This is a genomic window from Nocardia sp. NPDC057227 (assembly GCF_042669725.1).
GTDB lineage: Bacteria > Actinomycetota > Actinomycetes > Mycobacteriales > Mycobacteriaceae > Nocardia > Nocardia asteroides_A.
On sequence record NZ_JBHUXA010000009.1, the window covers coordinates 158,163 to 170,099 of the forward strand.

Genomic DNA, 11,937 nt, shown 5'->3' on the forward strand with positions numbered 1-11,937 from the left:
CACATGGACACCACCAGCGAACTCCGAACCCTGGATCTCGCCAATAACGAACTGTCCCACGGCCCACTGCCCGGGGTACGCGACGCGGTCGTCGCCGAACTTGATCGAATCGCCCGCTATCCGGACCCCATGGCGGAGCGGCTGTGCGCGGAAATTGCCGCACGACTCGACATCTCAACGGATCGGGTATTCGCCGGTCACGGGAGCTCAGCCGTCCTGGAGGCCATCCTGCGTCTCGTCGCCCGGCCCTGGTCTCACGTGGTGTACGCGGCACCTGGTTTCACCGGGTACCAGGTTCTGGTCCGGGCGGCCGGTGCGTCGCCGCGACCGGTACCGGGCCATTCCGGCGCGTGGCAGCCGCTCGACACCCTGGCCACCGCGGTCGGGCCGGATACCTGTGCGGTACTGCTGACCTCACCCCACAATCCGAGCGGTGAGACGGTGCGCGCCGCCGCCGTGGCCGATTTCATCGATCGCATTCCGGCCACCATCCTGGTGGTGCTGGACGAGGCGTATATCGATTTCGACGAATATCATCGCGACGCCGACACCCTGGCACTGCTCGCCGGATATCCCAATCTGGTGGTGACCCGGACATTTTCGAAGGCGCACGGGCTCGCTGGACTGCGGGTCGGCTATGCGGTGGGCGATCGGGCGCTCATCGGCCGGCTGCACGCCACCGCACTCCCGTACGAGGTCGGCAGGCTGGCCGCTACGGCGGCGATCACATCACTGCGGCTACCCGAACAGCTGAGCCGGCGCGTTGCCGACGTTCAGCGGGCGCGCTACGCACTCATTACCCTGGGGCGCCAACACGGTTACCCGGTACCGGCCTCATACGGCAATTTTGTCTGGCTACCCACGCCGTCGCCACACCGCTTGGTCACCACCCTCGCCGCACACGGCATCGCGGTACGCGAGTTTCCCGCCGATGGCATCCGCATCACCGCCACCAGCGCATCGGATGTGGCCGCGATATCGCACGCACTCGAGCATCGCACAAGCTGTACGTCGGAGGAATTGCTATGACCACCTTCGCCGACTTTCTGGCCATGCCGGTCGCACAACGAGTTACGCTGGTTCGCGAGTCGACGGGTGAGCAACGGCTGTCGTGGCCGCTGCGAGCTCGGCTCTATGTCGCGTTCTCCCGCCCGCGCACCTGCGTTCCCATGATCTTCGCCTTTCAACTCGGGGCGGAGTTCACGGGGATCGAGCAAACCTGGCGTACCGCGATCGGATTGGCAGTCTTCTTCGTCGTCGGCGCGATCGCGAACCTGTTCAATATCTATACCGATATCGAAGAGGACAGCGCCAATATGCCGGCGCGGGTCTTCCACCTGAGCCGGTACGGCCGGAAACGGCTGCTGCGCGACACCTACGTGCTGTGCGCGCTCGTGGTGGCCGCAGCCGCCTGCGTCAGCCCCGCCTTCCTGCTCACCTCGATCGTCGCGCTCATCGGCGCCCACCAGTACTCGTGTCGGCCATTGCGACTCAAGGAGCGTCCCGTCCTGGGAATCCTGATGTTCGCCACCGTCATCGCCTACCCATTCGCCGGCATTGCCGCGCTGGCACCCGATATCGGCGTCCGGGCGCTGGATTCGGCGCTGCTGTTCGCCAGCCTCTACCTGCTGCTGTGGTTCTGCGCCAAGGGTCTGGTGAAGAACGTGCCCGACTTCGAGGGTGATGCCGGCGCCCGGCTGTCCACCTCGGCGACGGTCACCGGATCGCGCGACCGCGCCGCGCGCACCGCGGCGGTGGCCTCGATCATCGCCTACGCGGGCATTGCCGTACCGGTGGCACTCGAGGCATTTCCGCCCCGCGCGCTGTTCACACTGCTGTGGCTGCCGATCGTGATCTGGCAGGGCATCCGGCTGATCCGCGCCGACACCATGACGGCGGGAAACAATGTGCTGCGCACCGACATGCTGGTATCCGCGGGATTCCTGGCCTCGCTGATACTGCTGCTGGACTGCACCGCCGCGAACGTAACGGTCGTGCTGGTCGGCATGGCACTCATCGCGATCGCCGACGCGCTGCGATTGGATACTCGCACCAAGCAGGACTCGGTCAGATGAGGCGGCTCGACCATATCCCGGGTCCGTCGGAACACGGCCCGCTGGGCACGCTGCGCGCCTTCAGCCGAGATCGCGAAACCTTTGTACGAGAGACGATCCGCACACACGGCGATGTCTGTCGCCTGCGGTTCCCCCTCCGCGATGTGGTGGTATTCGGACACCCCGACGACGCGGCCCGGTATCTCAACGACACCGACGGCCGGTACCAGAAGCTCGGCTACCAGGTCCCGTTTCGGAACCGTCTCGGCGGCTTGTCTTTTCAGGAGGGTGAGGCATTTCGAGAGAAACGCTCGGCCCTGGTCTCGATGTTCGGCGGGGGAAGACTCGCGCGCACATTCGCCGCTGTCGCCGAGGTCTACGACACCCGGCTGGATACCGAGATCGACCAGGCTCGTGGGGTCGACGGCACCGTCGATCTCCAGCGGGTCCTGCACCGGCTGCTGCTCCTGGGAATGATCGGGGCGGTATTCACCGAACCGCTTACCCCAGCCGAGGTTAGAACCGTCGATCAGGGAGTTCGACTGGGCACCGGCGCATTCGGCTTCCTCCGGCTCATGGCCGGTCCGCCGAATATCCTGCGCGGCCCGAACCGGTTGCCCGCGACCGCACTGGTGCAGTTGTACCGAGTGATCGGCGCGCGGGTACAGGCCCGCCGCGCCCGCACCGAGCCCCGCGACGATGTGCTCGGCGCGCTCCTGGCGGTCCGATCACGCGCGGACCAGGGTCTCGACGATGCGGCCATCACCAATGAACTGGTCATGCTGCTCTCCGCCTCGTACGGATCGATGACGGCCGCACTGTCACAAACCTTCGCTCGGGTACTAATGCATCCGGCGGCCCTGGACCGGCTCCGTGCGGAAATCGTCGACTGCGACACAGGCGACCACGCAGTCGAATCTGTTCGCCGATTACGCTGGGCCAGAGCGTGTTTCGAGGAGTCCCTGCGCCTACAGAGCTCGCCCCCGCTGCTGCGAATCGCCGCGGCCGACTCGACCACCGCCGGATTCGACATACCGAGGGGCACCCCGCTGGCCTTCCCGCTGTCGACCATCCATCGCGACCCGCGCTGGTGGCCGGATCCCGAGGACTTTCAACCCCTTCGCTTCTACGAACCCGCGCCGCGGGGCGAGCGGCCCATGCTGGCCTATCTGACCTTCGGATCCGGTCCACACCGGTGTCTGGGCACCCAATTGGCCTATCTGCAGGCGCAATATCTCTTGTCTGTGATCACCCGCCGCTATCGACTCGAGCTGCCGCCGGGCTGGATGCCGACCGAGACCCCGGGGCTGGCGCCGATGATCGCGGGCGGTCTGCCGGTGCGGTTCACCCCGTGCCATGAATAGTGAGGCGAGCCTATGGTTTCCGATTTCGACGATGCGACGGCCGTCCGGTTCCTCATCTACGGGCGGCTGGTCTCCGAAGCGATCTGCACCTTCGCCGATTTGGGCTGCCCGGAACTGATCGGCGATTCCGGATGCACGGCAGGTGCACTGAGCGAACAAACCGGCACCGTCCCGGATCGCCTCGATGATCTGCTGCGACTGCTCGCCGCCTTCGGGCTGGTTCGCACCGTCGATGACGGAACGGTGCGGCTCACCGAGCGGGGCGAGTATCTACGCGCCGACCGGCCCGGCTCGGCACTGCCCACCGCGCTACTTGTGCGCGGCGTGGTCGGCCACGCGTGGGACGGTCTGGAATCGACGCTGCGCACCGGAGCACCCGCCTTCGACAGCGCCGATGGACGCTCGTTCTTCGACGAGATCGATCGAAATCCGAGTATGCGGGCTATCTTCGACGACTCGCAGGCACGCGGGCTGGATCTGGATCTGGCAGCGATCACCGCGGTTGTCCGAAGCCGGGACTGCGGGCGCATTGTGGATATCGGCGGCGGTGATGGCTATCTGGTGGCCGAGTTGCTGACCCTGCTACCCCGGCACACCGGTGTCGTCATCGACCGTCCTGTCGCGGTCGGACGAGCCCGCGCCCGGATGAGTGCGGCTGGCCTGTCCGGTCGATGCGTCTGCGCAGTCGGCGATTTCACGACCGCACTAGACCTCGAGCCTCGCGCCGACGACCTTATGATCATGCGGCACATCTGTCACGACTGGAGTGACGAGGTATGTGTGCGCATACTGTCGAATTGCCGGTCCGCCATGACAACCGGCGCGCGATTGGCCGTCGTCGAACACTATCGCGGTGAGCAGCCACCGGTGTCGGACGACGACCGCATGGCCGCAATTATGGGCCTGTATATGGCGACCGTCACCTCCGGGCGTGAACGCACGATCGCCGAATACGAGAAATTGCACGCGACAGCGGGATTGGCGGTCATCGCCGTGACCCGATTCGGCGGCAGCTGCCTCATCGAGTCCGTGGCGGCCGGATGACCTACTTACTGTCTGATCCCGATTCCGTTGTCGCCGACACGGTTTCACACTGGCTTGTCGACTATGTGGGTCGACCCCATCCGCTGCTCGGCCGCGATGGGCCGGTGTGCCCCTTCGTCATCCCGGCCCTCAAGGCAGGCTCGCTGTCGGTGCGACAGCACCGTTGGCGGGGACAACCGGACATCTCCCGTATGGCCGGGCTGATCGACGCCATTCTCGACCACTTCCACGCGAGCGTGCCCGATGCGCGCCCCGGCGATCTGCACACCCTGGTGGTTCCTGTCATCGGACTACCGGGGTCGGCGTGGTGGCTGATCGACGACGGACACCGTCGCGCCAAAACCAGAGTGGCGGCGCGCGGCTACATGCTCGGGCAATTCCATCCGGCGTGCACCGAACCCGCCGTCCACAATGCGCTGTTCCCGGTGAACCGGGCGCCTTATCCACTATTCGCCGTCCGGCCGATGGCGTTGCACGACCTTCTTTTTCTGCACGAAGACCCGATTTGGTTCGAACAATATCGGCAGCGATTCGGGCATCGGTACCACGGCGGCGGCCGGGTGAGCCCACAGCTGCGCGGACTGTACTCGGCAGCCTCCCGACAGTACGGGTGCAGGCAACCGGCGGAGTTCTCCGCCGCGACGGAGGGACGATCTTGACCGCCGACCAGGCCGCCCCCGTCGAACGAATGGTGCGCAACGGCGCTGTCGATCTCGCGGTGTACGAGTCCGGGACCTCGAACCGCGACACCGTGGTGCTGGTGCACGGCTGGCCCGACGCCCATCAGCTGTGGGATGCCGTGGCCGAGCGGCTCGCCATCCGCTTCCATGTGGTGACCTACGACTGCCGCGGTCACGGTGGCAGCTCGAAACCGACCGCGTACGGCGCGTATCGGGTCGCCGACTATGCCGCCGACCTGCTCGCGGTCATCGATGCCGTCAGCCCGGACAAGCCGGTTCACCTCATGGCCCACGACTGGGGTGCGCTGACCGCCTGGGACGTGGTGTGCGATCCGCAGGCCCAGCAGCGCATCACCGCCTTCCTGCCCATGTCGGGATTCAATATCGACCAGTTGGCGCTGTGGGTGCGCGCGCGGCTGGTCCGCCCGACACCCACCGGTCTGGTCCAGGTGCTGGCTCAGATGCTCTGCTTCGCCTACCAACCTGTCTTCGCGCTCCCAGGTATTCCATGGCTGGTGCGACAGTTGGGTCGGCTGGGTGTCAGTGCCCCGCTGTATCGGCTGCTGCTACGGGTGTCCGACGGGATTGCCACCGATCGGGTCACGCTCGCGCCGGACTTCGGCATGGACGCAGCCAACGGGATCCGGCTCTATCGCGCGAATGCCCTCCCAGTGCGGCTGTTCCGGGCCCGCCGTCGACCCACCGCGGTACCCGTGCGGCTGATCATCCCGCGCCGAGATCTGCTCATTCGCCGGGCAGCGCTCGAGGATGTGGGTCGCATCGCCCCTCGGCTGTCCATGCGGGTGATCGCGACCGGGCACTGGGCCCCGTACTCCCATCCAGAACTGCTTGTCGATGTTCTGTGCGAATTCGTCGACTCCCTCGAACCCACCACACGGTCCTCGGCGCGGGCGCCCGAACCTGTGGCACCGTCACCTGAGGCCGCAGGGCCCGTCGGCGACGTCGCGGGCCGGGACATGAGGTCGGCGGGGTCATGATCGGCGCGACGCTCGGTCGACTGCGCGTACTCGGATGGCGCGACACCACCGCCAACGCCGCGCGCAGCATCGCGCTCCTCGGCATGCTCGCCATCGCCGCCGCACTGCTGGTCACCGTCATCACGGTGTACGGCTCGCTCACCGGATCGGCCGACCGACTCGCGCACGGTCTCACCGGCAGTGCCGAACTGTCGGTACTCGGTTTCACCGACACCGGTTTCGACCAGTCGCTGACCGGGGTCGTGGCCGGCGTCCCCGGGGTACGTGCCGCCGTCCCAATGCTCGAGTACACTCGCGCAGCGCCTGAGCAGGTCACCCTGCTGGGCGTCGATACATCTGTGCTGCAATTGGATTCGCCGCTCCGGGATGCCCTTCTGGCTCAGCTGCGCGACAACCCGGGCCTCCTCGCGGGATCCGACGAGGTAATCGCCGGAGCGCAATTGGGGTACAGCCGCGGGCAGACGGTTGAATTCGCGGGGCGGCCCCTCACTGTCGCCGCGGTCGCACCGGCGGATCTCGCCGAACAGGTCAACGGCGGATACTTTCTGGCCGCGCCGCTTCCGTTGGCGCAGCGGCTGGCCGACCGTGCCGACCGGATCGACACCATCATGGTCGTCGCGGAACCCGACACCGATCTCGCCGGCCTGCGCGCACGGATCACGGACGCCGTGGATCACCGAGCTGTGGTGGCGAACGGCCGGCTCCGGGCCGAGCAGGTGCGGAATGCGTTGCTGCTGACACGCAGTATTACCGCACTCGTGGCCGCGGCGGCCTTCGTGATCGCGGCCTTTCTGATGTTCAATGCCACGAGTATGGCGGTGGCGAAACGGCGGCCGGTACTCGCCATACTTCGAGCACTCGGTGCTCGGCGGAGGTCGGTCGTCGGCGATCTGCTGGCCGAGGCCGCCCTGACCGGCGCAGTGGCCGCCACCCTCGGCATACCCCTCGGCCTCTTGGCCGGCCGCTGGGTGGTAGCGCGCACACCGCCATTCTTGCTCCGAATCGTCTCTGCCCGACTGGAATTCCACGTACCGGCCTTCACCTGTCCGGCCGCCGTAGGGCTGTGCGTGGCCATCTCGGTCACGGCCGCCGCCGTGGCCGCCCACCAGGCATATCGGATCCAGCCGACCGAGGCGCTGCGATCCGCCGTGCTGACCCCGGGCGAACCGCTCGGACGACGTTCGGCCGTCACTGCGGCCGCCTTGGCGGTCATCACGCTGGCGGCGGCGCCGTATCTCGTCGCGCGCGTGCACGGCACGCTCGTGGTGGCCGCCGCGGGAGTCCTGCTGTGCGGCGTGCTGCTGCTCGGACTCGCGCTGGCCCGGTCGATGGTGGCCGCCGCCGCGTGGCTGTGCCGCGGGTTCGGCTCGGCGGGTCGACTGGCCGCCGCGGCCGTACCGCGCTCACCGCGCCGAACCTGGGCTATCGCTATGACGGTGATGGTCGCGGTCGCGGTCGGTGTCGCGATCCATGGCGCACTCGGCGATATGACGCGCTCCGCAGGCGAGACGCTGCGCCCCCTCCGTGATACGGACCTGCTCGTCACAGCCAGTGGATCCGACGGATTCCCCGCTGTGACACTGCCATCGGACTGGACCGAACGGGTACGCGCCACACCCGGAGTTGCGAGCGTCGCCGCAGGACAGTGGGCCTATGTGACCATCGATGGCCTGCGCGTCCAAGTCGCGGGAATCGAATCGGGCAATAACGCCAACGTCGCCCCACTACTGACGGCGGATACCCGGGCCGCCGTACTCGACGGGCGCGGCGTGGTGATCTCCCGGCTGCTCGCCGACCGACTGGGGCTCGCCCGCGGCGACGAGATCGCGGTCGGCACGCCCACCGGCATCTACCGCGCCCGCATCGTCGACGACATCGGCTATCTCTCGACGGACGCCGGGATTCTCGTGATGAATCTCGACACTATGCGCGCGCGGTTCGACCGTTCCGGCGCGACGTACCTGACGGTCGATGTCGCCAGCGATGCGGACCCCGACGCGCTGCGGCAGCGCCTGCGCGACAACCTCGGCGCGGAGGCGAGTCTGTTCCGAGGCCCCGCCGCTTACGACAAGGCCGTCGTGAATATCGCCCAGGCGAGCGTGTTCGCCCTCGGCCTGCAATGGATCGTGGCTCTGCTGGCGGCATTCGCCGTCATGAACACACTCGTCCTGGCAGTCGCGCAGCGGTACAACGAAATCGGTGTCCTGCGCGCCATGGGGGCGACCCGACGCCTCATCTTCCGCTCGGTGGCGGTCGAGGCGGTCGCGATCGGGGCCGTGGGAGGTGCGGCCGGCGTCGCCGCCGGCGAAGCCGCGCACCTGCTGGGCGATGCCGTGCTGCGGGTACTGACCGGCATCGATGTGACCTACCGATTCGCCCCGGCCACTGTGTGGTCGACGATCGTCGCCATCGCACTGTGCCTGCTGGGCGCGGTGCCCCCGGCAATACGCGCGACCCGCGTCGACATCCTCGCCGCTGTCGCCGCCGACTGATACCCAACTCTTCCCCGGCCGTCGCTCACCCCGACGGCTGACAACAGCAATGGAGGCCGAGATTCCATGACCACCACGAGATTCGAGCACGATCGCATTGTCAAGTACTACGAGAAGTCCTGGTACGACTATCGCGGCGTCTGGATGGATAAGCGAAACCGCGCGATGCACTACGGATTCTGGGATGCGCGAACCCGCGACCACAGCGATTCGCTGCTGCGGATGAATCAGGAATTGGCGGCGCACGCGCAAATTACCGAGGGCGCACGCATTCTCGACGCCGGATGTGGTGTCGGTGGATCTTCTATTTGGTTGGCCGAGACCTTCGGCGCACAGGTGGTTGGCATTACGCTCTGCTCCTTCCAGGTAGACAAGGCTCGCCGATACGCGGCAGAGCGGGGACTGTCGGATCTGCTCACCTTCGAGGTCTCCGACTTCTGCGATACCGGCTTCGCCCCCGATTCGTTCGACTTCGTATGGGCCCAGGAAAGCGTCTGCTACGCCCGGAACAAGGCGGATTTCCTGCGCGAATCTCACCGACTTCTGCGACCCGGTGGCCGGATTGCCGTCGAGGACGGCTTCCGTACTTCCCGTGACTTACCCGAGGATGCGGAAGGCCTGATCATGGAATGGGCCGACGCCTGGGCATTTCCGGATCTCGATACATTCGACGAATTCGATACCGCGGCCGAATCCGTCGGGTTCCAGAACATTTCCATCCGCGATATCCGCGAACACGCGCTCCGCTCCGCCCGTCGCTTACACCGCGCGGCCCGCATCTTCCGGGGCCCGTCCCGGTTCATCACCGCGGCGGGTTGGCGTGCACCGGAGGCCCATCGCAATCTGGTCGGCGCGAGCCTTCAGTGGCCGATCCTGCGGCAGGGCTTCGGGACCATCGCCCTTGTCTCCGCCAGCAAGGTGTAGCGCTTCTCCGCGGCAGTCCGGGCGTCGCGGAGCTCGGCGGCGGGTGGTGGTGGTCATGGTGGGAGCAATGCCGGGCGGCGCGCCGGGATTTCCCGCGCTGCTCGTCCGGGACCGCCGGACAAGACGGCTCGGTCGGTGCCGTATTCGGCGGTCGGTGGGTTCTGCTATTCGGCGCCCGTGATTACGAGCCCGCGTAACCCGGGATCGTCCTCAGCGCGACACCTCGAATTCCGGATCGAGGGCGATCTCCTCCAGCATCGCGAACGGCAGCGGCTCATCGGAGGCGTCGGCGGAGCTGACCCGGACCTGCACGCCGGACGGGCGGGTGACGGTGACGGTGCGGAACGGCGCGGTTCGCTCCGCCGTGGACTCGACCACCGCCCCGTCCGGCAATCGCCGTGTCGCGCGGTCGTACGGGGACGCATCGGCCTCCTGCGGCAGGGGTTTCCCGATGCTGATCTCGACGATCAATCGCGATTGCAGGCCGGGCGTGGTCACGCGAACCGTCTGGCACACGCCGCCCCGCTCTCCCGGCAGCAGCGCCCCCAGTGGCCGGTCCAGGGTGACACCGTCGAGCGGAATCCGCGCCAGCACCGCATCCCATCGACGAGCCTGCGCCTGATCGATCACCGGTTCGAGTGGCAAGTAGCGCATGCAGGACTCGGGCGGGTTCGCCGTTCCCGGCGGAACCGGCGTGCTGACGCGCAGGGCGGGGTCGGTCACGAGCGCGACGAGTTCGTCGATGGTCAGGGGGACGCCGCGGGCACGGCCGTCCGGTGCTTCGCCGGTGGCGTTCGCGCGCACGACGGACGCGTCGGGCAGGTAGCCGGTGGCGGTGCGCGACAGGGTGCGATACCCCTTGATCTCGTACCAGGTGTCGTGGATATCGATGATCGTGCCGTCGGGGAGGTGTCGCCGCTCGTCGAGCGCGCCGGCGACGCACCGGGGAATCGGTGTGCCGGACCGGCGAACGGTCACCATCAGCCTGCCCGCTCGGTCACTGCGCAGCAGAGTGGCGCGTGCCGCGGTCGAATCGCCGAATCCCTCGTCCTCCGGGGGTTCTCCCAGGATCGGCTGGAATACCAGCGAGCTCGTTACCGGGGCGAAGGCGATGTCGACATCGCCGGGCAGCGCGGCCCGCAGCGCCTGCGTCATCGCGCCGGCCTTGGGGCCGGAGAACCACGGGTAGGAAGGATTGTCGTATTCGTACTCGTCGAAGTACGACGCCCCGAGCAATCGCGGCTGCCGCGGAGGTTCCACCGCATCGCAACCCGGGATCTGCACCGGATACTCGACCGGCGGAGTGATATAGGAGCGTCCGGCCGGAGCGGCCGGTTCCGGCTCGTGTACCAGCCAGGCGACGAGGTAGCCGGTCGCGACGATCGCGGCGCAGGTCAGCCCCAGCTGCCATCTGTTCACGGGCGGCGCGTCCCGGTCGTCACCGTTTCCCATGTTCTGCACCGTGTCTCCCGGTGTCCGGTCCCTGGTGGAGACCCGGCCGGGGCGTCGCCCCGGCCGGTCGAATTATCAGCGCGCGGAGAGGCTTTCGAAGAATTCACGGACGAAGCAGAGGGGGCAGATGGGGTCGAACGGCGCGTAGATCGGAGTCGAGGCGGTGGACGATGGCGCCACCGGGACTTCGTTCGGCGCGGCCGTGGCGAGCGCGGGCTGCAGGGCGAGGGCGACGGCGAGCGTTCCACCGGCGATGACATTCAGCATGGGACGGTACAAGAGTTCCTCCACGTGGATGCGATGAGCGCCGACGGTAACAAGGGGCCGTCGTCGCGGTCATGCCCCCAGTTCCTGGCGTGCTTCACCCGCGGCGGTGACCAGGGTGCCCAGCGTCGATGTCACCGTCGTGGTGTCGAAGCCGCCGATCAGTGCGTGGTGCAGGGCGAAGCCGTCGAGGTAGTCGATCAGCGGGCGGACCGCGGACTCCGGGATCGCGGGATCGCCGGTGGCGGCGCGCAGGTGTCCGGTGAGCCAGGCGGTGAGCCGGATGTGCCCGGTGCGCAGGGCCTCCCGCACCTCGGGGAGTTCGCGCGCCTCCAGCATGAGGGCGTAGCGGGCCAGGGTGGCCGGTTCGTCCGCGGTGACGGCGTGCCGGAGTACGGCGCTGAGCACCGCCACCAGTTCGGCGGTGTCGCGCGGAGCGGGGGCGCGCTCCCAGGCCGCGTGATCGCGCTCCTCCAGGAGCCCGGTGATGCCGATGAGCAGCGCCGCGCGGGTGCGGAAGTAGTTCGAGGCCGAGCCGGCGGGTAGCCCGGCCGCCTCGTCGACCGCGCGGTGGGTGAGCGCGCGCGGGCCGCGTTCGCCGAGCAGGCGCAGGGCGGTGTCGAGCACGAGGGTGCGTTTGCCGGTCACGCCGGAATACTACAGGG

Annotated in this window: 11 protein-coding genes; 8 read left to right on the forward strand and 3 right to left on the reverse strand. The window is 67.7% G+C overall.

From position 1 onward, the window contains the following. The first annotated feature begins 3 nt into the window (after nt 1–3). From ACFUJ1_RS15410 to ACFUJ1_RS15445, 8 genes are all read left to right on the forward strand, one after another. A complete protein-coding gene (locus tag ACFUJ1_RS15410; protein WP_378645944.1) occupies nt 4–1,029 on the forward strand; it encodes a pyridoxal phosphate-dependent aminotransferase in 1,026 nt (341 codons plus the stop codon). After that, nucleotides 1,026–2,075, forward strand: coding sequence for a UbiA family prenyltransferase (locus tag ACFUJ1_RS15415; RefSeq protein WP_378645946.1), 1,050 nt, complete (start codon nt 1,026–1,028; stop codon nt 2,073–2,075). Before ACFUJ1_RS15410 ends, ACFUJ1_RS15415 begins: the two co-directional genes overlap by 4 nt. Further along, nucleotides 2,072–3,418 carry a cytochrome P450 gene (locus ACFUJ1_RS15420; protein ID WP_378645948.1) on the forward strand — a complete coding sequence of 449 codons (1,347 nt, stop codon included), beginning with the start codon at nt 2,072–2,074 and terminating at the stop codon, nt 3,416–3,418. The genes ACFUJ1_RS15415 and ACFUJ1_RS15420 overlap by 4 nt, the downstream gene beginning before the upstream one ends. A gap of 12 nt (nt 3,419–3,430) precedes the next feature. After that, complete coding sequence (locus tag ACFUJ1_RS15425; protein WP_378645950.1) at nt 3,431–4,462, forward strand: methyltransferase; 1,032 nt, start codon at nt 3,431–3,433, stop codon at nt 4,460–4,462. Then, nucleotides 4,459–5,121, forward strand: a complete 663-nt coding sequence (locus tag ACFUJ1_RS15430) for a DUF6875 domain-containing protein (protein ID WP_378645952.1) — start codon at nt 4,459–4,461, stop codon at nt 5,119–5,121. Before ACFUJ1_RS15425 ends, ACFUJ1_RS15430 begins: the two co-directional genes overlap by 4 nt. Further along, nucleotides 5,118–6,140, forward strand: coding sequence for an alpha/beta fold hydrolase (locus ACFUJ1_RS15435; RefSeq protein ID WP_378645954.1), 1,023 nt, complete (start codon nt 5,118–5,120; stop codon nt 6,138–6,140). Before ACFUJ1_RS15430 ends, ACFUJ1_RS15435 begins: the two co-directional genes overlap by 4 nt. After that, on the forward strand, nt 6,137–8,632 hold the full coding sequence (locus tag ACFUJ1_RS15440) for an ABC transporter permease (RefSeq protein WP_378645956.1): 2,496 nt from the start codon (nt 6,137–6,139) through the stop codon (nt 8,630–8,632). Before ACFUJ1_RS15435 ends, ACFUJ1_RS15440 begins: the two co-directional genes overlap by 4 nt. A gap of 66 nt (nt 8,633–8,698) precedes the next feature. Next, a complete protein-coding gene (locus ACFUJ1_RS15445) occupies nt 8,699–9,556 on the forward strand; it encodes a methyltransferase domain-containing protein (RefSeq protein WP_378645958.1) in 858 nt (285 codons plus the stop codon). Nucleotides 9,557–9,766: 210 nt separating this feature from the next. On the opposite strand, the gene ACFUJ1_RS15450 is transcribed toward ACFUJ1_RS15445, so the two are convergent. The 3 genes from ACFUJ1_RS15450 to ACFUJ1_RS15460 form a co-directional block, all read right to left on the reverse strand. Next, nucleotides 9,767–11,008, reverse strand: coding sequence for a hypothetical protein (locus tag ACFUJ1_RS15450; protein WP_378646109.1), 1,242 nt, complete (start codon nt 11,006–11,008; stop codon nt 9,767–9,769). A 75-nt stretch (nt 11,009–11,083) separates the two neighbouring features. Further along, nucleotides 11,084–11,275 (reverse strand): hypothetical protein, encoded by a 192-nt coding sequence (locus ACFUJ1_RS15455; protein WP_378645960.1) that lies wholly within the window; start codon nt 11,273–11,275, stop codon nt 11,084–11,086. Nucleotides 11,276–11,344: 69 nt separating this feature from the next. Beyond that, on the reverse strand, nt 11,345–11,920 hold the full coding sequence (locus tag ACFUJ1_RS15460) for a TetR/AcrR family transcriptional regulator (protein ID WP_378645962.1): 576 nt from the start codon (nt 11,918–11,920) through the stop codon (nt 11,345–11,347). Nucleotides 11,921–11,937 lie beyond the last annotated feature (17 nt).

Bases quoted from the DNA above. Each gene is read 5' to 3' on its own strand.
- ACFUJ1_RS15425 (WP_378645950.1), top strand. From the start codon at position 3,431: ATGGTTTCCGATTTCGACGATGCGACGGCCGTCCGGTTCCTCATCTAC.
- ACFUJ1_RS15410 (WP_378645944.1), top strand. From the start codon at position 4: ATGGACACCACCAGCGAACTCCGAACCCTGGATCTCGCCAATAACGAA.
- ACFUJ1_RS15420 (WP_378645948.1), top strand. From the start codon at position 2,072: ATGAGGCGGCTCGACCATATCCCGGGTCCGTCGGAACACGGCCCGCTG.
- ACFUJ1_RS15445 (WP_378645958.1), top strand. From the start codon at position 8,699: ATGACCACCACGAGATTCGAGCACGATCGCATTGTCAAGTACTACGAG.
- ACFUJ1_RS15440 (WP_378645956.1), top strand. From the start codon at position 6,137: ATGATCGGCGCGACGCTCGGTCGACTGCGCGTACTCGGATGGCGCGAC.
- ACFUJ1_RS15430 (WP_378645952.1), top strand. From the start codon at position 4,459: ATGACCTACTTACTGTCTGATCCCGATTCCGTTGTCGCCGACACGGTT.
- ACFUJ1_RS15415 (WP_378645946.1), top strand. From the start codon at position 1,026: ATGACCACCTTCGCCGACTTTCTGGCCATGCCGGTCGCACAACGAGTT.
- ACFUJ1_RS15450 (WP_378646109.1), bottom strand. From the start codon at position 11,008: ATGGGAAACGGTGACGACCGGGACGCGCCGCCCGTGAACAGATGGCAG.
- ACFUJ1_RS15455 (WP_378645960.1), bottom strand. From the start codon at position 11,275: ATGCTGAATGTCATCGCCGGTGGAACGCTCGCCGTCGCCCTCGCCCTG.